This is a genomic window from Rhizobacter sp. OV335, from assembly GCF_900142965.1.
Lineage (GTDB): Bacteria > Pseudomonadota > Gammaproteobacteria > Burkholderiales > Burkholderiaceae_C > Rhizobacter.
This window is the reverse complement of the sequence record NZ_FRCQ01000029.1, coordinates 1-23291: the sequence shown is the minus strand read 5'-3', so window position 1 is coordinate 23291 and position 23291 is coordinate 1. Positions and strand designations below refer to the sequence as shown.

Below are 23291 nucleotides of genomic sequence, written 5' to 3'. Positions count from 1 at the left end.
ACAATGCACCCGATGAGACTCGACCTCCACCACGCCCTGCTGCGCGCGCTCGCTGCCGGCGACCCCGATGAAGTCAAGGCGCTGGTCGCCCTCGGCGCCGACCTGCACTACCGCAATGCCGACGGCTACGACGCGCTGATCAATGCGGTGCACAGCCGCGACGTGTTCGCCGACCCGCGCCTGCTTGATCTGCTGCAGGTGCTGATCTCGCACGGCGTCGCATTGAGCGGCATCAGCAAGTACAGCGAATCAGGCCTGCGCGTGCTGTCACGGCTCGGCCGTTTCGATGCGGTGCAATTGCTGCTCACGGCCGGTGCCGACGAATCTCATCTCGGGTGGACACCCTTGATCCGCGCCGTCGCGATCGGCACGTTGGACGAGGTGCGCGCCTGCCTCGACGACGGCGCCGCATTGGAAGCCATCGACACGTGGTCGCGCACCGCGTGGCTGGTCGCGCTGCTGCGCGGCGACATCGACAAGGCCGCGCTGCTGCGCGAGCGCGGCGCCGACGTGGACGCCGTCGGCCGCTGCAGCCACGCGCCGTTGAGCTACGCGGTGCACAGCCGCCAGCTGCCGATGCTGCGCTGGCTGATCGACCAGGGCGACCACGAGCGCACCGGCTTCGGCATCGACCAGCCCGACGAATTCGGCTGGACCGCATTGATCGAGGCAACCCGGATCGATCACCTCGGTGCGATCGACCTGCTGCTGCAAGCGGGTGCATCGATCGACCACGAATACAACGGCAGCACAGCGCTCAGCGAATCCCGCCGGCCCGCGACGCTGAAGCGCCTGCTCGATGCCGGCGCCGACCCGCGCTTCATGACCCGCGAGGGCAGCCGCGCGTTCATCGGCCTGCCGCCCGATCCGGACATCGCGCCGCTGAATGGCGTGACGCGCGGCGATTTCCTGCGCGCCCGCAGCCCGCGCTTCGGCCGCACGAATGCCGAGCGCATCGACGAACCATTCTGGCTCGCGATGATCCGCGCCGGGGTCAGCGGCTACCAGGCCACGGAGCACTTCGACGGCCCGTCGTCGTTCGATGCGCCGCCGGTGTGGTGCGCAGAACGCTTCGGCCAGTCGCTCACGGTGCTGCCCGACGGCCGCATCGTGCAGGTCGGCGGCGAGCACGAAGACCACTACGACCCCGATTTCTGCATCTACAACGACGTGTTCGTGCACCACCCGGACGGGCGCATCGAGATCTTCGGCTACCCGGAAGAAGACTTCCCGCCGACCGACTTCCACAGCGCGACGCTGATGGACGATTCGATCTGGCTGATCGGCTCGATCGGCTACCCGCCCGCGCGGCGACCCGGGCACACGCCGGTGTGGCGGTTGCGGCTGCGCGACTGGCGCATCGAGCCCGTCACCTTGCTCGGTCTCGACAACGGCCCCGGCTGGATCAACCGCCATCGCGCGACGCGCGTGTCACCGCACGAGATCCGCGTCAGCGGCGGCAACGTGCTGACCGGCCACGGGGACGAGACGGTCGAATCCCGCAACACGACCGACTTCATCTTCGACACGAAGCGCCTGGCCTGGCGCGCAGCCTGATCCGCTGTCAGGTCGCTGGCCTCACATCCACGTCACCACGCACGGCGCGCGCGGCAGCTCGGTCACGCGCTGACCCTCGTAGCAATCGCCCAGCTCGGCCAGCCACTCGGGCAAGGCCCCATCGATACTCGCCGCGAGCCGCGCATGCGCCGCGCGCGCTTCGCCGGCGCGGCCCTGCGCGTGCGCGAGCCGCGCCGACAGCGCCAGCCCGGCCGGGTGCTCGTCGAGCCAGGTCTCCAGCCCGCGCAGCAGCTCGACCGCCTCGGTCGAGCGGCCCTGCTCGATGCACAGCCACGCGCCGTCGAGCCGCGCGTGCGCATTCCACCAGCCGAGCGGCGTCACGTCGCGCCCCTTGCGCAACAGCGCGATCGCGCGCTCGCGGTCGCCGCGCGCCAGCGCCAGCTGCGCCTGGCTGTGCCACAGCGCGCCCTGCAGGTTGCGGTCGCGCGCCAGCTTGGTCAGCGACGCGATGCGGCGGCAGGCGTCATCGGCCGCGTCGAGCTGCCCGTCGTGGATCAGCGCGCCAGTCAGCAGCGGCAGCACGAAATGCAGCTGCATCTCCTGCCCCTTCGCGGCCGCTTCGTCGGCCGCCTGCGACAGCTTCCACGCCGCATCGCCGACCTGGCCGATCGCCAGCGCGTAGTGCGCCCGGCCCACCAGCCGGAAACCTTCGTTGCGCGGCGCATCGCCGGTGTCCACCGCCTCCAGGATCGACAGCACCCGCGCCAGGCTCGCCGGCTTGCGCAGCTGCCGGTACACGCCGCACAGCAGCATCGCCGACACGGCCGAATCGGTCGGCACCTGCAGGCTGCGCGAGATCGCGAGGCCGGCCTCGCCGTGCTCCTCGGCCATGCGGAAATGCCCCAGGCTCGCGCTCGCATTCGCGACGTTGCATTCGGCACGCGCCTGGCCCACCAGCACGCCGTGGTCGCGGTACAGCGCGGCCGCACGCCGCGCATGGGTCCACGCCTGCACCATGCTGCCGGTCTCGCCCTCGATCACCATGCGCAGCGACAGGATGCGCAGCTGGTCGAACACGCTGCCATTGCCGTTGCACAGTGTCTCGGCCCGGTCGGCCAAGGCCGAGGCCACGGTGAAATCGAACTCGTTGATCGCGATGTTGGCCCGCAGCAGCGTGGTCGAGATCACCGACTCGCGCGCCGCCTTGCCTGGTGCGCTGTGCAGCGCCTCCTCGAGGTGGTGCTTGGCCTTGTCGTTGACGCGGCGCCGCACATGGGCCTGCGCCAGCTCGAAATGCACCGCGGCCTCGGCCGCCTGGTTCGGCTCCTCGCGCAGGCGCGCCAGCAGCGCGTCGCCGAGTTCGAAGGCGGCGTTGTCGTCGAGCGCGACCAGCGCGCGCAGCCGCTCCACCTGCGCACCGAGGTGCGCCGGCTCGAGGCGCAGCACCGTCGCCAGCAGCTCCAGCGCGAGGGTCCACTTCTGCTCGGCAATGGCCTGCAGCGCGCGGCCGAGCACGCTGTCGCCGGCATCCGCCTGCAGCTCGGCGGCGGCCTCGCCGGGAAAGAAGCGCCCCTCCAGCCAGCGCACCAGGTTGCGGCCGAGGTTGGGCAGGCCGGTGGCGGCGAGCATCGTGCTCTCGGTGCGGCCTTCGCCGACCAGCGTGCAGCGCAGCTCGAAGCGCAGCGGCCCGCCATGCACCTCGACGCGGGCGACGTGGCGCACTGCGAGCAGCCGCGTCAGGTCGTCCGCGCGATCGGCGAAGGCGGCCTCCTTCGGCACCGCCTGCAAGGCGTTCAGCAGCGACGGGATCGAGGTCACCTGCAGCCGCGGGTGGGCGCCGAGGTCGCGCACGACCAGCGACAGCAGCCCGAGCTCGAGCCAGTCGAGGTCGCCGCTGCCGGTGCGGTTCTCGAAGGGCAGCAGCGCGAGCGTGGTCGGCATCGACACGCCCGACGTCGCCGAGACCTCCGAGGAAGATGAGGGGAAAGCAGCGGCCGCAGCGGCCGACGGCGCAGCCGGCATCACGATGGCCGGCGCGGGCGGCACCGCTTTCTCGCGCACCTCGCCCATGAAACGGTAGCCGGTGCGGTGCACCGTCTTGATCAGCTCGCCGGTGTCGCCGTCGTCGTCGAGCACCTTGCGGATCTTCATGATCGCGCGGGCGATCACGCTGGCGGTGACGAAATCGAAGGACCACAGCTTGTCGAGCAGCTCGTCCTTGCTGACGATGCGCCCGCGGTGCCGGATCAGGTAGACCAGCAGCTCGAACGGCCGCGGCTCCATCGGCCGCTGTGCCCCGGAGAGCAGCACTTCGCGCGTCGCGACGCGAACTTCGCACCGGCCGAAAACGAACACCTCGTTGTCCATCAACTCCCTCTGCGACTGGTGCCGACCCCGGTACATGCCGGTGTCTTGATGCCTTCGCATTCTGCCGGCAGGCCGCTGAACGCCTGTTTCAACTCGTCACCGTTACAGCTGTTGCGCCCGGTTGCGTGCCGTTGTTCTCCTCGTACAGCCACATCTCAGTCACGCCTCCGTCAATTCTCTTGGTAGCGTTTTCAACAGAATCGCGCCCCGAAGCCCCGCAACAAGCCATCCAACCGAGAGCACCATGCGATCGCACCTCCTAGCCCTCTGTGTCGCCGCGCTAGCCGCGGCCTGCAATGGCGACTCGAGTGAATCGACGCCCGCTGCCGGCACGCCGCCAACAGGCAGCGCCGGCAACCCCGTGGTCGTGCCCGCCGGCACCGATCCCCATGCGCAGATTGCCGCGGTGACGATCGCCGCGGTGACGCCGGGCGACGTCGCCGGCCCCGGCTGCAGCGCGCCCGGCGCACCGCGCCGGCTGACGCGCGACCAGGTCGTCAACGCGCTGACCGACGTGACGACAGCGCTCACCGGCGATGCCACGCTCGCCGCGAGCGTCGGGCCGCTGGTGCGCGACACCACGCAGTTCCCACCGGACGTCGCGGTCAATCCAGATACATCCCGGCACAAAGGTTACGAACGCTTGGACTCGAGCGTGAACCTGCGCCAGGTGACCGCACTGCACGACACCGCCGAGGCGCTGGCGAAGTCGATGACCGCTGATGCGACGCGCCTGAACACGCTGCTCGGCAGCTGCACCGGCACCGCCGATGCGTGCGTCACCGGCTTCATCCGCAAGGCCGGCCGGCTGCTGTTCCGCCAGCCGCTGACCGACGCCGAGGTCAACGTCTACCGCACCGCCGCCGGCAATGCCGCGAGCCAGGCCTCGGTCGCCAAGGTGCTGGGCACGATGATCGCGTCGCCGAAGTTCTACTTCGTCGTCGAGAAGGGCCAGACGCCCACCGATGCCAACGCCACCTGCACCTCGCTGACGGCGCACGAGCAGGCCACCCGGCTCGCGCTGCACTTCTGGAACTCGGTGCCCGACGCCGCGCTGAACACGCTGGCCGATGACGGCTCGCTGCTGAAGCCGGCCGTCTACACCCAGCAGATCCAGCGCCTGATGGCCGACAGCCGCTCCGACCGCGCGATGCGCGATTTCTTCGGCGGCTGGTTCCGGCTGCAGGAACTCGTCGCGCTGGACGGCAAGGTCGGCGACCCGAAGTTCGACGCCTTCGCAGGCAGCTTCAAGCCGCTGTCGACCTCGCGCGATGCGGCGGTCAACGAGGTGCTGGACATGGTCTCGTACCTGGCGGGGCGCAATGCCTCGCTGCAGCAGGTGCTGACCGACCGCCATTCGTACGCGAAGACGGCCGACATCGCCTCGCTCTACAAGACCGCGGTGTGGGACGGCAAGACCGCCCCGCCGCTGTTCACCGAAGCCTCGCGCGTGGGCCTGCTCACCCGCATCGGCTTCATCGCCCAGGGCTCGACCGACACGACGCTGCCGATCTCGCGCGGCAGCCGCGTGCTGTTCGGGCTGACCTGCGAGGCGATGCCGACCCCGGCGATGGACCAATCGAACTCGAAGGCGGACCTCACGGGCGTGCTGACCACGCGTCAGCGCGTCGAGCGTGTCACCGAAATGGAGGGCACCTCGTGCATCGGCTGCCACAAGACGCAGATGAACCCGTGGGGCTTCGCCTTCGAGGGCTTCGACTCGCTGGGCCGGGCGCGCCAGACCGAGCGCGTGCTCGATGACAAGGGCGGGCTGCTCGGCGAGAAGCCGATCGACACCGCCGCGCTGGTGCGGCTGGCCGATGGCTCGTCGCGCGCCGTCGCCTCGCCGTCGGCCACCCAGCAGTACATCCTCGACAGCGGCCAGTTCGAGCGCTGCTTCGCACGCAACTACGTCCGCTACAGCTTCGGCCGTTCCGAGACCGCCGCCGACGGCGCCTTGATGGAAGCACTGCGCGTGCAGGCCGCCAACGGCGCCAACCTGCGCAGCCTGTTCGCTTCGATCGCGCTGCGCACCGAGTTCACCACGATCCAGAGGGCGAAATGAAACCCGCATTCAACCCCTTGTCACGCCGGCAGTTCCTGATCGGCGCCGGCGGCACCGCGCTCGCCCTGCCCTTGCTGCCCTCGCTGCTGCCGCGCGAGGCGCGCGCCGCCACCGAGGCGGCCGCATCGGCCGAACGCTTCTTCGTGCACACCACCACCTGGCACGGCGTGTTCCAGAGCCAGTTCTTCGGGCCGCTGCTCGACCAGGTGCCTGCGGCCACGCAGAGCTACGGCGGCATCACGATCCGCCAGGCGCAGCTCGCGGCTGCCGCCAAGGCCTCGGGCGACCTGACGGTGATCAGCGACATCCTGCAGGCCAAGAGCTCGAAGCTGACGGCGCGGATGTTGTCGCGCATGAACATCATCAACGGGCTCGACTTCGCGGTCAGCGGCGGCCACAACCGCGGCGGCACGCTGGGCGGCGATGCCACCAGCCCGACCATCGACCAGGTGCTCGGCAGCGCGAGCAGCTTCTACCCGAACGCCGTGCTGCAGCCGGCGATCGTGCGCAACCTGGTGTCGCTGTCGAAATCCGGCACGGCCACCGTGCAGACGACGCCGACCGCCGAGAGCAACGTCAAGCTGTTCGACCGCCTGTTCAAGAATGCCGCCGGCGGTGGCGGCAGCACGCCGACGCCGACCGACAAGACGGTGCTGGTCGACCGCGTGAAGGAACACGCCGACCTGGTGATGGCCGATGCCTCGTGCTCGGCCGACTGCAAGTCGCGGCTCGGCGACTACCTCGACCTGCTGAACCAGGTCGAAGGCAAGCTCGCGCAGACGCCGGTCAGCAGCACCTTCCAGCGCCCGACCAGCGACACCTCGTCGCTGGAATCGGCGGCCGGCTTCTATGGCCAGCCGCCGAGCCAGGCGCAGGTGGAGCAGCTGTGGAACGACATCGTGGTGGCGGCCTTCTCGGCCGGCATCAGCCGCGTCTACGTGAACGGTTCCACCTCGTACACCTTCGGCCCGGAGCCGGAACACGCGTGGCACAACGACTACGCGCACGCGCTGGACGACAGCGCCAAGCGCGCCGGCTTCAACGCCGCGGTGCAGCTGCAGTTCGAGAGCTGCATGCTCGACATGGCCACGAAGATGGACCAGGTGAAGACGGCCGACGGCAAGACGCTGTTCGACAAGGCGCTGATCGCGAGCGGCTTCGAGCTCGGCTCGGGCGGCAACCCGGGCCACCACCACAACCGCTGCATTCCGATCATCGCGCTCGGCGATGCCGGCGGCTACTTCAAGACCGGCCAGTCGCTCGACTACCGCGACCTGAACTCGTTCAACTGGTCGTCGGACCCGCACTGGTACTCGGGCCTGCTGTACACGCAGTGGATGGGCATGGTGCTGCGCGCGATGGGCGTCAGCACCAGCGACGTCAATACCACCGCGTGGGGCTACCCGAACGTGCGCGGCGCCAACGGCGACCACACCGACGCGATCTGGTCGGTGGCCGGGCAGGACCTGCCGTGGATGAAGGCCTGACGTGATGGACTCCATGAAGCGCGTCACCCTTCTCCTCCTCATGGCAGTCGCCGGGCCGGTGCTCGCGCAGAGCGCCACCAACGGCCAGATGCTGTTCACGACCACGCTGGTCGCCGGCAAGCAGAGCTGCAACAACGGCGCCTGCCACGGCTCGATCCCGGCGAACCCGCTGAACCGCATCGCCAATGGCACGAGCGCGTCCAACATCAAGGGCATCATCCCGAAGAACACGCAGATGACCTTTCTGCAGGGCAAGCTCACCGATGCGCAGCTGAACGACCTGGCGGCCTACATCGGCCAGCAGCTCGGCCGCACGCCGAGCTACCTGCCGACCACGCCGGAGCCGGCGCCGTCGATCAGCCCGTCCAGCATCAGCTTCACCAGCCAGGCGCTGGGCACCACCAGCGCCGCGCAGACCTTCTCGGTCAACAACTCGGTGGGCGCGGGCGCGGCGCTGGTGCTGAAGAGCATCGCGTTGACCGCCGGCAGCGACTTCACGGTGAGCGGTGGCACCTGCGCGGTGGGCACGTCGCTCGCGGCCGGCACCGCCTGCTCGGTCACCGTGAGCTTCAAGCCGACGCTCGCCGGCACGCGCTCGGCCACGCTGACGGTGGGCCACAACGGCGCCACCGGCAGCAGCGCCGCATCGCTGTCGGGCACCGGCGTCGACAGCTCGCCGGTGGTGACGCTGTCGCCGACCGCGCTGACCTTCGCGCAGACGGTGGGCACGAGCTCGGACCCGCTGCGCGTGACGCTGGGCAACAGCGGCACCGCGGCGCTGACGGTCAACACGCTGACGGTGAGCGGCGCGCAGGCTTCGGAGTTCGCGATCGGCTCGGCCTCGACCTGCAAGGCGGGCGGCAGCGTCGCCGCCGGCAGCAACTGCTTCATCGACGTCAGCTTCAAGCCGACGGCCACCGGCGCGCGCGCCGCGAGCCTGATGATCGGCCACAGCGCGAGCAGCACGGCCGCCGCGGTGTCGCTCGCCGGCACCGGCAATGCGAACGCGCAGCCCGGGCTGGCGCTGGACGCGATCGTGCTCGACCTGGGGGCGCAAGGCCTCGCGACCACCGGTGCCGCGCGCACCGCGACGGTCACGAACAACGGCCAGGCGGACCTGAAGATCAGCAAGGTCAGCGCGAGCGGCACCAACGCGGCCGACATCGTGCTCGGCGGCACCTGTGCCGCCGCGACGGTGGTGCCGGCCGCCACCTGCACGGTGACGGTGGCGCTGAAGCCGAGTGCACTCGGCCCGCGCTCGGCCAGCGTCGAGATCGCGAGCAACGCGCCCGGCGGCACCGCTTCGCTGTCGGTCGGCGGGGTCGGCATCGCGATCGCGTCGCCGGAGCTGACGCTGTCGCAGCCGGCGATCGGCTTCGGCCAGGTGTCGATGGGCACGAGCTCGGTGCCGCGCACGGTGACGGTGTCGAACACCGGCAGCGCGGCGCTGCAGATCGCCAGCATCGTCAGCAGCTCGACCGAGTTCAAGGCAACGCACGACTGCGCGGCCAGCCTTGCGCCGGGCATCGGCTGCACGCTGACGGTGACCTACGCGCCGGCGACCGACAACGCGGCCGAGACGGTGACGATCACGTCGAACGCGTTCAGCTCGCCGAACAGCGTGGTGCTGACCGGCCAGGGCACGACGGCGGTGCTGCCGGTGCTGGCCTGGTCGGGCAACACCAACTCGCTGCAGTTCGCGTCGACCGAGGTCGGCAAGACGGCGGTGGGCAGCCCGCTGACGCTGGTGAACAACGGGCCAGGCCCCGTGACGGTGTCGTCGATCGGCACCTCGGGCGCGCAGGCCGAGGCGTTCTCAGTCGGCGGCGGCACTTGCGTGGGCGGCGTGACGCTGGCCGCGGCGGCGAGCTGCACGGTGATCGTGAGCTTCGTGCCCGACGTGGCCGGCGTGCGCAGCGCGGTGCTGCTGGTGGCATCGAGCGGCAGCAACCCGCCGGAGGTCGCGCTGAGCGGCAGCGGCGTGGCGGGCTCGACCGGCGGTGGGGGCGGTGGCACGACGCCGCCCGACACCGGTGGCGGTGGGGGCACCACGCCGCCGAACACCGGCGGTGGTGGTGGCGGCGGCACGACGCCGCCCGACACGCCGGCCACCGGCACGCTCGCCGTGACGCCGACGGCCCTCGACTACCGCTCGACCTCGGTGCGCACCGGCGACCGCAGCGAGCCGCTGACGGTGCGCATCGCCAACAGCTCGGCGACCACCGCGACGATCTCGGCCGTCACGACGACGGCAGGCTTCATCGTCGCGTCCGGCTCGGCGGCTGACGCCTGCCCGGGCGTGCCGTGGACGCTGGCAGCCGGCAAATCGTGCACGGTGACGGTGGTGTTCGCTCCCGGCACGGGCGGCGCGATGCAGGGCACGCTGAAGGTGACGTCGGCGGCCGGCCAGACCACCCAGGTGCCGCTGTCGGCGCAGGCCGACACCCCGTCGACCAACGAAGGCGCCGGCGCGCTCGACGCCCGCTGGCTCGCGCTGCTGGTGCTGGCCATCGCGGCGCTGCAGCTGCGCCGTCGCAGCGCTGCTTCACTGAATCCCGCTTCTGTGTCTTTCGCCAAGGAAACGCTCTGATGAACCGCTTCTCCGCCCTCACGCTGGCCCTGTGCGCCAGCCTCTTCGCCGCGCTGCCCGCAGCCGCCATCGACGCCGGCACGGCCGCCCCCGAGTTCCAGCTGAACGGCTCGCGCGGCGCGGTGAACCTGGGTGCCATGAAGGGCAAGGTCGTGTACCTCGACTTCTGGGCCTCGTGGTGCGGCCCGTGCAAGCAGTCGTTCCCGTGGATGAACGAGATGCAGGCGAAGTACGGCGCGAAGGGGCTGCAGATCGTCGGCATCAACCTCGATTCCAAGCGCGCCGATGCCGACAAGTTCCTGGCCGAGGTGCCGGCCACCTTCGTGCTGGCCTTCGACGCGCAGGGCGACACGCCGAAGCGCTACGGCATCAAGGGCATGCCGACCTCGGTGCTGATCGGCGCCGACGGCAAGGTCGTCCAGATGCATGCCGGCTTCCGCGATGACGAGCGCAAGGCGCTTGAAGACGCGATCGTCGCGGCACTGAAGTGATGGCCATGAAGAAGACCCTCGCCACCGCACTCGTGCTCGCGCTCGCCGCCGGCCTGGGCGGCTGTTCCGTGCTGCAGCCGCCGCAGCCGTGGGAGAAGGGCCTGCTCGCGAAGCCCGAGATGACGCTCGGCGGCGACGCCCTCGAGGGCCGCTTCGACGTGCACATCCTGAACAGCAAGGAAGCAGCCTCAGGCGGCTCCGGCGTCGGCGGAGGTGGCTGTGGCTGCAACTAAGAGCCAACGCGTCGGCAGCCTCGTGGCCGCCGCGATCGCGCTGCCGGGCGTGCTGGCCGCGGGCGCGGCGCATGCCGAAGACCCGCCCGAGCACGGCCTGATCGCGTTCAAGTACCTGCAGTACAAGGACAGCCAGGCCGTCAACGTGCGCTACCCGTACTACGACGGCAGCGAAGGCAGCCGGCTGAACCGCATCACCGTGAAGGCGCCGTCGCTGTACCTGCTGGTGCCGATGGGTCGCTGGTCGGTCGAGGGCTCGGGCGTGATCGACGACGTGTCGGGCGCGACGCCGCGCTACTACAGCGACGTGTCGGGCGCCTCGCGCTCGCCGGGCATGGAAGACAAGCGCAAGGCCGGCGACCTGAAGGTGACGCGCTACTTCGAGCGCGGCGCGCTCGCGCTCGGCACCGCGCATTCGAGCGAGCACGACTACAAGTCGAGCGCGATCTCGCTCGAGGGCCGCATCTCGACCGCCGACAACAACACCACGTTCAACATCGGCATCGCCGGCACGCGCGACCGCATCGACCCGGTCAACGAGATCGTGGTGGACGAGCGCAAGAACACCTCGGAGCTGACGCTGGGCGTGACGCAGGCGCTGTCGCCGCGCGACATCGCGCAGCTGAGCCTGACCTACTCGGTGGGCCGCGGCTACTTCGACGACCCCTACAAGCTGTACGACCACCGGCCGCGCGAGCGCGATGCGAGCATAGGCATGCTGCGCTGGAACCACCACTTCGAGTCGGTGTCGGGCACGCTGCGCGCGAGCTACCGTTACTACAGCGACACCTTCGGCATCCGCTCCAACACGCTGGAGACGGCGTGGGTGCAGCCGGTGTCGGACCTGTTCTCGGTGACGCCTTCGTTCCGCTACTACACGCAGAACGCCGCGTCGTTCTACTACGACCCGGTGCCCGACACCGCGGTGTACCCGGGGCCGGTCGGCACGCCGCAGTTCTCGTCGGCCGACCAGCGGCTGTCGGCCTTCGGCGGCATCACGCTCGGGCTGAAGCTGGAGCTGCACCTGGGCAACTGGACCACCGACCTGAAGCTCGAGCGCTACCAGCAGCGCTCGGACTGGCGCATCGGCGGCAAGGGCTCGCCCGGCATCGACACCTTCGACGCGACGATCGTGCAGTGGGGTCTCGCGACCCGCTTCTGACCTGACACCACCACGCCCATGAACGACACCCTCTTCCGTTCCCGCCGAATCGCGCTGAGCGCCTTGCTGGTGCTGGCCGCTTGCGGTGGCGGCAATGACGATGCACCTGCGCCGTCGCCGGTGGGCGGTGGCACGCCGGCGCCCGCGCCCGCGCCGTCTCCTGCTCCCTCACCTTCGCCCGCACCGGCGCCTGCGCCCACGCCTTCGCCGGCACCCGCTCCCACGCCAGCACCGGCGCCCGCGCCGACCCCTGCACCGGCACCGGCACCAGCTCCCACGCCTGCGCCTGCGCCCGCACCGGCTCCCGCACCCGCACCTGCGCCTGCGCCTGCCCCCACGCCTGCGCCCGCACCGGCCCCTTCGCCCGCACCCGCCCCGTCGGCGGCGACGCTCTCGTGGCGCGCCGTCAGCCTGGCCGGCGCCGAGTTCGCGCCCGGCAACCTGCCCGGCAACTACAACGCCGACTACGTCTACCCGACGGCCGCGAGCGTCAGCTACTTCAAGGCGAAGGGCATGAACGCGGTGCGCCTGCCCTTCCTGTGGGAGCGGCTGCAGCCGTCGCTGAACCAGGCCTTCGACGCGACCGAGCTGGCGAACCTGACCAACTTCGTGCGGGACGTGACCGCCACCGGCGTCACGGTGCTGATCGATCCGCACAACTACGCGCGCTACCGCGGCAACCTGATCGGCTCGGCCCAGGTGCCGAACGCGGCCTTCGCCGATTTCTGGTCGCGCCTGGCCACGCAGTTCAAGGGCAACCCGAACGTCGCGTTCGGGCTGATGAACGAGCCGCACGACATCGCGACCGAGCAGTGGCTGGCCGCCGCCAACGCCGCGCTGGCCGCGATCCGCAGCACCGGCGCCACCAACGTCGTCACCGTGCCGGGCAACGCCTGGACCGGCGCGCACAGCTGGCTCGAGAACTGGTACGGCACCGCGAACGGCACCGTGATGAAGGGCATCGTCGACCCGGGCAAGAACATGGTGTTCGAGGTGCACCAGTACCTCGACGCCGACTCGTCCGGCACCAAGCCGGACTGCGCCAGCGCCACCATCGGCGCCGAGCGCCTGCAGGCCTTCACGACCTGGGCGCGCAGCAACGGCTACCGCGCCGTGCTCGGCGAGGTCGGCGCTGCATCGAACGCCACCTGCGACCTGGCCGTGGCCAGCGCGCTCGGCCACCTGAAGACCAACGCCGACGTCTGGGCCGGCTGGGTCTGGTGGGCCGCCGGCCCCTGGTGGGGCAGCTACATGTATTCGATCGAACCCGCAGGCAGCACCGACAAGCCGCAGATGGCCGTGCTGAAGCCGTACCTGCAGTGACCTGCTTTTCCTGAATTCAACACATCGAGGGAATCCCCATGACAAGCCCAAAACGCCAGCGCGGACGCGCCGGTGTGAGCCTGCTGTTCTCGCTCGTTCTCGCCGCCTGCGGTGGCAACGACGGCAATGACAACCCGGCGCCGTCGCCGACGAGCAACGCGCCGGCGCCCGCACCGACGACCACGCCGTCCCCGGCGCCGTCGCCTTCGCCGGCCCCGTCGCCGTCACCCGCGCCGTCTCCGGCACCGACCCCCTCGCCTGCGCCCTCGCCGGCCCCGGCCCCGGCTCCTTCGCCGTCGCCCGCACCGGCTCCAGCACCGAGCCCCTCGCCCGCCCCGGCGCCTGCACCGACGCCGTCCCCGGCTCCGGCACCGGCACCCGCGCCCTCGCCGGCACCTTCGCCTTCGCCCTCCCCGGCACCGTCGCCCGCTCCGGCACCAGCCCCCGCGACCGGCCTGATCACCACCGGCAACCCGTACGCCGATGCGCTGTTCTACATCGACCCCGACTACGGCAACAAGGTCGCGCAATCGCTGACCCGCGTGACCGCGTCGGCCACCGACACCGCGCTGGTGAAGGCCGCCGCCAAGTTCCCGACCGCCGTGTGGCTGGACCGCATCGGCGCGATCGATGGCGCCAAGGCCAGCGGCGGCGCGATGGGCCTGGTCGACCACCTCGACGCGGCCCTTGCCCAGCAGAAGGCGCTGAGCGGCAGCACGCTGAAGCCGCTGACGATCCAGCTGGTGGTGTACGACCTGCCCGACCGCGACTGCGCGGCGCTCGCGTCGAACGGCGAACTGAGCTCGGCCAACGACGGCATGACGAAGTACAAGACCCAGTACATCGACCGCATCGCCGAGATCCTCGCGCGCCCGGCGTATGCCGGCCTGCGCATCGTCACGGTGATCGAGCCGGACTCGTTCCCGAACATGCTGACCAACGTCGGCATCGGCAAGGCGGTGTGCGACTCGGTGAACAGCAAGGGCGTCTACGTGCAGGGCATCCAGTACACGCTGAACAAGCTGTCGACGCTGAAGAACGTGTACATGTACCTCGACATCGCGCACTCGGGCTGGCTCGGCTGGGACGACAACCTCGGCAAGGCCATCACCGGCTTCGTCAACCTGGTGAAGGGCGCGACGCCGAGCGGCAGCCTCGGCATCATCCGCGGTTTCGCGACCAACACCGCGAACTACACGCCGCTGCAGGAGCCGTTCTTCGACGGTTCCCCGAAGTACGTCGAGACCGGCGGCACGACCCAGTTCTACGAATACAACCACGTGGTCGACGAGCAAACGTATGTCGACAGGCTGCGCACGAAGTTCGTGGACGCCGGCTTTCCGAACACGCTGTCGTTCCTCGTCGACACCTCGCGCAACGGCTGGGGCGGCGCGGCCAGGCCCACCCAGGCCGCCGCCGACGTCGACGACATGCGCGTCGACCGTCGCGCCCACCGCGGCAACTGGTGCAACGTGAAGAACACCGGCATCGGCGAACGGCCGCGCGCCAATCCGGATGCGAACCGCCCTTACGTGGACGCCTTCGTGTTCGTGAAGCCGCCCGGCGATTCCGACGGCACCAGCGACAGCACGGCCAACACGCCGAACGCCGACGGCAAGCGCTTCGACGCGATGTGCGGCTCGGGCAACGTCGACGCGCTGAGCGGCGCGCCGCATGCCGGCCAGTGGTTCCACGACCAATTCCTGATGCTGCTGCGCAATGCCTACCCGGCGATCAAGTGACGGTCAGCGCATCACCCCATTCGACATCTTCGACATCCACCCAGGAGCAACTACTGTGAACCCTTCCCATCGCCCCCGCGCCGCGGCCCTTGCCGTCGCCGCACTGTTCGCCACCGTCGCATCGCCCGCCTTCGCCAAGGACTGGCCGTCCGGCTACTCGAAGTGCGCCGATGAAGGAGAGACCTGCAAGGCCGGCAGCGCCAAGCGCTCGGTCTCGTTCGGCATCAAGGACAAGTTCGTGACGAAGACGCTGTCGGGCAACATCGCCTGCACCACCGCGACCTTCGGCTCGGACCCGTACCCCGGCAAGGCGAAGAAGTGCGCGGTCGGCCCGACCGCGGCACCTGCGCCGGCACCGGCTCCCGCACCTTCGCCCGCACCGGCTCCCACGCCCGCTCCTGCTCCTGCTCCTGCGCCGGCCCCCGCGCCTGCCCCGGCTCCGGCCCCCGCGCCGTCGGCCGACGCCAGCACCGAAGTCGCTCCGGCCACCGGCTGGGCCAGCCAGTCCGGCGGCACGCGCGGCGGCTCGACCGCTGCGGCAGCGGCGATCTACCGGGTCGACACCGCGACCGAACTGCTCGCTGCCATCAAGGCCGGCGGCGACAACGCCAAGATCATCAAGGTCACCGGCCGCATCGACATGGCCGCAGCCGACAACGGCGGCGCGTTCAAGAGCACGTCGGACCAGGCCAATCGCGGCGAGCTGAAGCTCGGCAGCAACACGACGCTGATCGGCGTCGGCTCGACCGCAGGCCTGGTCAACGCGAACATCAAGATCAACAGCGTCGACAACGTGATCGTCCGCAACCTGACCATCATCGATCCGTGCGACGTGTCGCCGCTGTGGGACCCGAACGACGGCTCCACCGGCAACTGGAACTCGGAGTTCGACGGCATCACGGTGGACGACTCGACCCACGTGTGGATCGACCACAACAAGTTCACCGACGCCCCGGTCACCGACGACCTGCTGCCGGTCGTCAACGGCAAGCGCAAGCAGTGCCATGACGGCTCGCTGGACGTGAAGAACGGTTCGGACTACGTGACGATCTCGCACAACGTCTTCGACCAGCACGACAAGAACAACCTGATCGGCTCGTCGGACAGCAAGACCAGCGACAACGGCCACCTGACGGTGACCTTCCACAACAACCTGTTCACCAACATCACCGAGCGCGCACCGCGCGTCCGCTTCGGCAAGGTGCACGTGTACAACAACCTGTACGTGGGCAGCAAGGCCGACGCGGCCTACCCGCACGGCTACAGCATCGGCGTGGCCTACCTGGCGAAGATCATCTCGGAGGCCAACGTGTTCGAGATCCAGGGTGCCAACAGCTGCGCGAGCGTGCTGAAGAACCCGGGCTCGTCGAGCAAGACCGGCGCGATCACCGACGCCGGCTCGCTGGTGAACGGCGCGGCGCTGAACCTGTCGCAGTGCAGCTTCGCGAGCGACGTGGGCTGGACGGTGCCGTACAGCCGCAGCGCGCTGCTGCCGGCGGCATCGGTGAAGGCTTCGGTGCAGGCGCAAGCCGGCGTCGGCAAGCTGACGGTCAAGCCATGAGATCCGGCGCGGGCCTGGGCCCGTTGTTCATCGCGGTGTCGGCCGTTCTGCTGGCCGGCTGCGGCGGGGGATCGGACGACACGAACCGGAGCGGTGGCAACAGCACCGGCTCGGAGCTCGGGCCGGTGACCGGCACGCCGGCACCTGCCCCGGCACCCGCGCCCGCGCCGTCGCCTGCTGCTCCTTCACCGGCTCCGGCACCTTCGCCTGCGCCGGCCCCCGCGCCCGCGCCGTCTCCCTCACCGGCACCCGCACCGGCGCCCGCACCGGCGCCTTCCCCGGCACCGGCCCCCGCGCCGGCTCCCACGCCCGCGCCTGCTCCTGCTCCCACACCGGCGCCGGCCCCGGCGCCGACGCCCGCTCCGGCGCCTGCGCCTTCCCCGGCACCCGCGCCAGCGCCCGCCCCTGCACCTGCCACGCTGGCCTGTACCGACCTCGCGCTGTGCGACGACTTCGAGTCGACCACCGCCGGCGCGGTGCCGAACCCGGCGCTGTGGAGCGTCGGCGGGCCGAACTGTTTCGACGGCAGCGGCAAGGCGACGATCGACAGCGCGGTCTCGCACGGCGGCAAGCAATCGGTGCGCATCGACCCGGGCAGCAGCTACTGCGGCCACGCCTTCATCATCAACAGCAAGGTGGCGACGATGGGCTCGGTGGTCTACGGCCGCTTCTACATCCGGCTCGCGACGGCGCTGGGCGACCCGCACGTGACCTTCATGTCGATGCACGACGCGATCGAATCGGTCGACGGCAGCATGCAGGACCTGCGCATGGGCGGGCAGAGCGGCATCCTGATGTGGAACCGCTCGAAGGACGACGCGACGCTGCCGTCGCTGAGCCCGACCGGCATCTCGCTGAGCGCGAAGCTGCCGGCCGCCACCTGGACCTGCATCGAGTTCGGGCTGAACTCGGCGATGGGCACGATGCAGACCTGGGTCAACGGCACGGCCGTGGCCGCACTGCAGCTCGATTCGACGCAGACCGCCGACGTGGACCAGGCCTGGCTCGCGAGCCGGCCTGCGTGGAAGCCGCAGGTCACCGACCTGAAGCTGGGCTGGGAAGCCTACGGCGGCAATGGCAACACCGTGTGGCTCGACGACGTCGCGCTGCACACCAGCCGCATCGGGTGCGGATCATGACGAGGTGGCGTTCGATGTGGCGTGGCCTGGTTTCCACCGTGGCGCTGCTGGCGGCGCCGGCCTTTGCGGCGGACGAGTTCCTCGACCCGGCGCAGGCGTTTCGCAGCAGCGTGCAGGTTCGCGATGCGCAGACCATCGAGCTGCGCGTCGACGTGGCGCCGGGGTATCACCTGTACCGTGATCGGATCACGGTCGGTGCGCCGGTCGCCACGGCGGGCGGCGCTGCGGCGCTGGCCGAGCCGGTGCTGCCGCATGGCAAGCAGGAGTACGACGAGGGCTTCGGCAAGTACGTCGAGACGCTGCGGGGTGCCGTCACGGTGGTGCTGCCGTTGCGCAGCGCGAGCGGTGACTTCGGTGTCGCCATCAGCTACCAGGGCTGTGCCGACAAGGGGCTGTGCTATCCGCCGCAGAACGCCGGCATCAGCGCGCGCGTGAAGGACGGCGCGCTGCAGCAGGTGTCGTGGCTGCCGGAGGGCTTGCCGGAAGCCACGGTGGCTGCGGCCACCACCACTGCAGCACCCGTCACGTCGACCGCCGCGGCACCTGCGGCGACCGAGTCGGCCAGCGGCCGCGTCGAATCGGCGCTGCGCTCGGGCAACCTGCTGACGGTCGCCGGCGTGTTCCTCGTCGCCGGGCTGCTGCTGTCGTTCACGCCCTGCGTGCTGCCGATGGTGCCGATCCTGTCGTCGATCATCGTCGGCACCAGCGGCCCGGTGTCACGGGCGCGCGGGTTCGGCTTGGCGCTCGCGTACTCGCTGGGCATGGCGATGGTCTACACCGCGCTCGGCGTCGCGGCCGGGCTGGCCGGCGAAGGGCTGGCCGCCGCGCTGCAGAACGCCTGGGTGCTCGGTGCCTTTGCGCTGCTGCTGGCGCTGCTCTCGCTGTCGATGTTCGGCGTGTACGAGCTGCAGATGCCGAGCGGGATCCAGGAGAAGCTGAACGCCGGCGCGGGCAAGCTGCGTGGCGGGCAGCACGTGGGCGTGTTCGCGATGGGCGGGCTGTCGGCGCTGATCGTCGGGCCGTGCGTCGCGGCGCCGCTGGCCGGTGCGCTGGTCTTCATCAGTCAGTCGCGCGACGTGCTGATCGGCGGGCTCGCGCTGTTCAGCCTGGCGGCCGGCATGAGCGTGCCGCTGCTGCTGGTCGGCGTGTCGGCCGGCTCGCTGCTGCCGCGCACCGGCGCGTGGATGGAAGGCGTGAAGCACCTGTTCGGCGTGCTGCTGCTCGGCGTGGCGCTGTGGATCGTGTCGCCGGTGCTGCCGTCGGCGGTCGTGATGGGCATCGTCGGGGCCGGGCTGCTGGTCGGCGCGGCGTGGCTGTTCGACGGCCGCTCGGCGCCATCGTCGGGCAAGCACCGCCTGTTGCGCGGTGTGGCGCTGGTACTGGGCCTGGTCGGCGTGGCGCAGGTGGCTGGCGCGCTGTCGGGCGGCGGCGACCTGCTGCAGCCGCTGGCGGGTTTCAGCGGTGGCGGCGCGCGCGGCGGTGTGGCGCAGGCGGCGGTCGAAGGCCCTGCCTTCAAGCGCGTGCGCAACGTGGCCGAGCTCGACGCGGCGCTGGGCAGCGCGGGCGGCAAGACGGCGATGCTGGACTTCTATGCCGACTGGTGCGTCTCGTGCAAGGAGATGGAGCACCTGACCTTCAACAAGGCACCGGTGCAGGCGCGCATGAACAACGCGCTGCTGCTGCAAGTGGACGTGACGGCGAACAGCGCCGACGACAAGGTGCTGCTGAAACGCTTCGGGCTGTTCGGGCCGCCGGGGATCGTGTTCTTCGACGGCGCGGGCCGCGAGAAGGCGGGTACGCGGGTGGTGGGGTTCCAGGCGCCGGCGGAGTTCGGCGAGGCGCTGACTGCCGCTGGGCTATGATCGCGCCCTTCTTTTCACCCAACGCCTCTGTGCAGCTGGAGTTCAACGTGCCCCGCGCCCTCGTCACCGCCTGACCGACGACCCGCCTGATCCGCGAGGCGCAACACTGCGCCCGCGTCTGCACCTTGCTGCCGTACCCCACGGCCATCGTCGTCGGTTCATCCCCCTGAACCTCGGAGACGACGATGAACCTCCACTCGCTGGACCTCACGAAATACCCGCGCACGGCCCACCTCGAAGGCAGCCGGCTGCAAGATGGTGACGACGCGTCCGACCAGATGCCGTTGCGCGCGCTGGCCGGCCGCCACGTCGTGATCGAAGAGAAATTCGACGGCGCGAACTGCGGCCTGTCGTTCACCGACGGCGGCGAGCTGCTGCTGCAGTCGCGCGGCCACTACCTCACCGGCGGCGGCAGCGAGCGCCAGTTCAACTGGCTGAAGCCCTGGGCGCATGCCCATGCGGACCGCCTGCTGCATGTGCTCGAGGATCGCTGGCTGCTCTACGGCGAGGCGATGCACGCGAAGCACTCGGTGTGGTACGACCGCCTGCCGCACCTGCTGCTGGAGTTCGACCTGCTCGATCGGGCGAGCGGCCGCTTCCTGTCGACGGCGCGGCGCCACGAGATGCTCGCCGGGCTGCCCATCGTCTCGGTGCCGGTGCTCTACGCCGGCCCGATGCCGACCGACCCGAAGCTGCTGCGCAAGCTGATCTTCCGCTCGCTCGCGAAGAGCGCCGGCTGGCGCACCCGCTTCGAGCAGCACGTGCAGCGCGAGGGCCTGCCGCTCGCGCTGACCTGGCAGCAGACCAACGACAGCGATGCATCGGAAGGCCTGTACCTGAAGGTCGAGAACGCGGACCACGTCGAGGCGCGCTACAAGCTCGTGCGGCACGACTTCCTGCAGACGATCCTCGATTCGGGCTCGCACCACCTGCAGCGGCCCATCCTGCCGAACCTGCTGGCCCAGGGCGTGGACCTGTATGCGCCGACCGTGAATGTCGACTGGGCCACGCTCGGCCTGCGCACGATCACGTCGCTCGATGCGCTGAAGGCGTTCAAGCCCGAACGCGCTGACGTCGACGAACACGGAGACTGAGCCATGGACTGGAAACAACTGCAAGCCCACATCCCCGCACCCGGCGCCAGCTGCCACTGGGCGGCGTGGTGCGAGCTGATCCCGGGGCTGATGGCCTTGGAGCAGACACCGCAGGACCCGCGGCACCATGCCGAGGGCAACGTCGGCATCCACACGCGGATGGTGCTCGATGCACTGCTGGCCGATGCTGCATGGCAATCGGCCGCATCCGAACGCCGGGCCGTCATGTTCCTCGCTGCGCTGCTGCACGACATCGCGAAGCCCGACACCACGGTGATCGACCCGGTGACGGGTGCGATCGGGCAGCCGGGCCATTCGCGGCGCGGCGCGATCGACGTGCGCGCGCTGCTGTGGCGGGCCGGGGTTCCGTTCGCGCTGCGCGAGGCGGTGTGCCGCATCATCGCCGTGCACCAGGTGCCGTTCTTCGCGTTCGCGAGCCGCCGCGGCGAGACGCCGGAGTACATCGTGCGCCGGCTGTCGTGGGAGCTCGATGTGAGCGAGCTGGCTGCGGTGGCGCGTGCCGACATGGTGGGCCGCCGCTGCGAGGACCAGGCTGGCCACCTGGCCGACATCGAGCTGTTCGGCGAACTCGCGCGCGAGCTGGGTTGCTGGGACCAGCCCTGGCCTGCGGCCGATGCGCACACGCGCCTGATGTACGCGCGCGGCATGGCGATCGACCCCGCCTATCCGCTGCACCGCGTGCCGGGCAGCGAGGTGACGGTGATGTGCGGGCTGCCCGCGTCGGGCAAGGACACCTGGGTGGCGGAGCATGCGCCCAAGCTGCCGGTGGTGTCGTTCGACGATGCCAAGGCCGAACTCGGATTGAAGCATGGCGAGAACGATGGCCGGGCGGCGCACCACGCGATCGACAAGGCGAAGTCGCTGCTGCGCGAGAAGGCGGCCTTCGTCTGGAATGCGACGCACCTGTCGAACGAGATGCGAGGCAAGACGCTCGACCTGCTGTACGCGTACGACGCGCAGGTGCGGCTCGTGTACCTGGAGGTGCCGCCGGCGGTGGTGCTGTCACGCAACCGGCAGCGCGACACGACGCTGACGAACAAGGACCTGCTGCGCATGCTGCACCGCTGGGAGGTGCCGATGCCGTGGGAGGCGCATCGGGTCGAGTACCTGGCGGACGACGGCAGCACGGCGGCGGGCAGAATCCGCTGAGCAGCTTGTCGATTCCGGCCGGCCTCGTTCGTCGCCTTCAGACATCACCCTCTCACGGAGACCCTCATGTCCAGACTCAGAGTCGCTGCCTTCTCGATCTCCCTCGACGGCTATGGTGCCGGCCCCGACCAGAGCCTGCAGGCCCCGCTCGGCGTCGGCGGCGAAACGCTGCATGAGTGGTTCTTCGGCACCACGACCTTCCAGCAGATGTTCGGCAAGGCAGGCGGCGAGGCCAATGCCGACGACGGCTTCGCGAAGCGCAGCTTCGAGAACGTGGGCGCCTGGATCCTCGGGCGCAACATGTTCGGGCCGGTGCGCGGGCCCTGGCCCGACGATCAATGGAAAGGCTGGTGGGGCGACACGCCGCCGTACCACGTGCCGGTGTTCGTGCTGACGCACCATGCGCGCGCGCCGCTGGAGATGAAGGGCGGCACGACCTTCCACTTCGTCACCGGCGGGATCCACGAGGCGCTGGAACGCGCACGCGATGCGGCCAAGGGCCAGGACGTGCGCGTCGGTGGCGGCGTCGCGACGATCCGCCAGTACCTGCAGGCCGGGCTGATCGACGAGATGCACCTCGCGGTCTCGCCGACGCTGCTGGGGCGTGGCGAATCGCTGCTGTCGGGCATCGACCTCACGGCACAGGGGTTCCGGTGCACCGAGCATGTGGGGACGGCGAAGGCGCAGCACGTGGTGCTGGCGAAGGGCTGAGGCACCAGCCACGTCGGTGAACGCGAGAGGTAGGGGCTTGCATCCTGTTGCAACAACCCATGCCGCGGCCATTGAATCGTCAATGGCTCGTCAATTCTCCTGAAACTGCGCCTCACACAATGGCCGAAAATGGCGGGTGAGCACATCGAATGAGCTGTGCATTTCGATGTAAATCGAAATTGCATCCTGTTGCATGACGTCTCGCTGCGCCAACGCCCCGCGCGGCATCCGTCGACTCCGCAAGTTTCGTCAGCTTTGCTGACATCGCGACTCACACACTAGCGCCGAAATCGAGGGCGCCGCATGTCGAGTGCGATGGGCGCGTCGCAACCACTTTGACGCAACAGGATCTTCACGATGAGCATGCCAAACCGACGTCCCGGACGCGCCACTGCGACGAGTGCACTGCTGTGCGCCATGGTGCTGTCTGCCTGCGGGGGAGGCCACGACTCGGACACCGCGGCACCGATTGGGTCGGCACCAGCACCAGCACCAGCACCAGCACCAGCACCAGCACCAGCACCAGCACCAGCACCAGCACCAGCACCAGCACCAGCACCAGCACCGGCTCCTGCTCCTGCTCCTGCTCCTGCTCCTGCTCCTGCTCCTGCTCCTGCTCCTGCTCCTGCTCCCTCCAACAAGAGCGCCGGATGCGGCAAAGCCGCCCAGTTCGCGAGCGGCAAATACACGCTGACTTCAGATGGCGTGACGCGCGATTTCTGGGTTCGCGTTCCGTCCGGCTACAAGAGCGACAACGCCTATCCGTTGATCGTCGG

Annotated in this window: 17 protein-coding genes; 15 read left to right on the top strand and 2 right to left on the bottom strand. The window is 70.0% G+C overall.

What is annotated here, in order from left to right; translation table 11 throughout:
- The first annotated feature begins 12 nt into the window (after positions 1-12).
- Positions 13-1557, top strand: a complete 1545-nt coding sequence (locus BUE42_RS24775) for an ankyrin repeat domain-containing protein (RefSeq protein ID WP_143171736.1) — start codon at positions 13-15, stop codon at positions 1555-1557.
- A 21-nt stretch (positions 1558-1578) separates the two neighbouring features.
- Here the strand turns inward: BUE42_RS24775 and BUE42_RS24770 are convergent, their stop codons facing one another.
- Positions 1579-3885, bottom strand: a complete 2307-nt coding sequence (locus BUE42_RS24770) for a winged helix-turn-helix domain-containing protein (protein ID WP_073467965.1) — start codon at positions 3883-3885, stop codon at positions 1579-1581.
- Between the two features lie 244 nt (positions 3886-4129).
- On the opposite strand from BUE42_RS24770, the gene BUE42_RS24765 reads away from it, so the two are divergent.
- From BUE42_RS24765 to BUE42_RS24690, 14 genes are all read left to right on the top strand, one after another.
- Positions 4130-5950 (top strand): DUF1592 domain-containing protein, encoded by a 1821-nt coding sequence (locus tag BUE42_RS24765; protein WP_083614532.1) that lies wholly within the window; start codon positions 4130-4132, stop codon positions 5948-5950.
- Entirely contained in the window at positions 5947-7437 is a 1491-nt protein-coding gene (locus BUE42_RS24760; RefSeq protein ID WP_073467963.1) for a DUF1552 domain-containing protein, read from the top strand. Before BUE42_RS24765 ends, BUE42_RS24760 begins: the two co-directional genes overlap by 4 nt.
- Positions 7438-7441: 4 nt before the next feature.
- A complete protein-coding gene (locus BUE42_RS24755) occupies positions 7442-10027 on the top strand; it encodes a choice-of-anchor D domain-containing protein (RefSeq protein WP_083614530.1) in 2586 nt (861 codons plus the stop codon).
- Positions 10027-10518 carry a TlpA family protein disulfide reductase gene (locus tag BUE42_RS24750; protein WP_073467961.1) on the top strand — a complete coding sequence of 164 codons (492 nt, stop codon included), beginning with the start codon at positions 10027-10029 and terminating at the stop codon, positions 10516-10518. The genes BUE42_RS24755 and BUE42_RS24750 overlap by 1 nt, the downstream gene beginning before the upstream one ends.
- A gap of 5 nt (positions 10519-10523) precedes the next feature.
- The gene (locus BUE42_RS24745) at positions 10524-10751 is read left to right on the top strand and encodes a DUF4266 domain-containing protein (protein ID WP_073468042.1); all 228 of its coding nucleotides are present in this window, start codon (positions 10524-10526) and stop codon (positions 10749-10751) included.
- Positions 10738-11913, top strand: coding sequence for a DUF3570 domain-containing protein (locus BUE42_RS24740; RefSeq protein WP_073467960.1), 1176 nt, complete (start codon positions 10738-10740; stop codon positions 11911-11913). Before BUE42_RS24745 ends, BUE42_RS24740 begins: the two co-directional genes overlap by 14 nt.
- 18 nt (positions 11914-11931) lie before the next feature.
- Entirely contained in the window at positions 11932-13236 is a 1305-nt protein-coding gene (locus tag BUE42_RS24735; protein WP_073467959.1) for a glycoside hydrolase family 5 protein, read from the top strand.
- A 38-nt stretch (positions 13237-13274) separates the two neighbouring features.
- Positions 13275-14978 carry a glycoside hydrolase family 6 protein gene (locus BUE42_RS24725; RefSeq protein WP_143171735.1) on the top strand — a complete coding sequence of 568 codons (1704 nt, stop codon included), beginning with the start codon at positions 13275-13277 and terminating at the stop codon, positions 14976-14978.
- A 55-nt stretch (positions 14979-15033) separates the two neighbouring features.
- Entirely contained in the window at positions 15034-16539 is a 1506-nt protein-coding gene (locus tag BUE42_RS24715; protein ID WP_200799021.1) for a pectate lyase family protein, read from the top strand.
- On the top strand, positions 16536-17678 hold the full coding sequence (locus BUE42_RS33520; protein WP_200799020.1) for a hypothetical protein: 1143 nt from the start codon (positions 16536-16538) through the stop codon (positions 17676-17678). Before BUE42_RS24715 ends, BUE42_RS33520 begins: the two co-directional genes overlap by 4 nt.
- Complete coding sequence (gene dsbD / locus BUE42_RS24705; RefSeq protein ID WP_073467955.1) at positions 17675-19540, top strand: protein-disulfide reductase DsbD; 1866 nt, start codon at positions 17675-17677, stop codon at positions 19538-19540. Before BUE42_RS33520 ends, dsbD begins: the two co-directional genes overlap by 4 nt.
- 185 nt (positions 19541-19725) lie before the next feature.
- Positions 19726-20634 (top strand): RNA ligase family protein, encoded by a 909-nt coding sequence (locus BUE42_RS24700; RefSeq protein ID WP_073467954.1) that lies wholly within the window; start codon positions 19726-19728, stop codon positions 20632-20634.
- 3 nt (positions 20635-20637) lie between these two features.
- Positions 20638-21804: an AAA family ATPase gene (locus BUE42_RS24695; RefSeq protein ID WP_073467953.1), complete on the top strand. Its 1167-nt coding sequence runs from the start codon at positions 20638-20640 to the stop codon at positions 21802-21804.
- A 66-nt stretch (positions 21805-21870) separates the two neighbouring features.
- Complete coding sequence (locus tag BUE42_RS24690; RefSeq protein ID WP_073467952.1) at positions 21871-22515, top strand: dihydrofolate reductase family protein; 645 nt, start codon at positions 21871-21873, stop codon at positions 22513-22515.
- A gap of 352 nt (positions 22516-22867) precedes the next feature.
- Here the strand turns inward: BUE42_RS24690 and BUE42_RS33175 are convergent, their stop codons facing one another.
- Positions 22868-23080, bottom strand: a complete 213-nt coding sequence (locus tag BUE42_RS33175; protein WP_073467951.1) for a hypothetical protein — start codon at positions 23078-23080, stop codon at positions 22868-22870.
- Positions 23081-23291 lie beyond the last annotated feature (211 nt).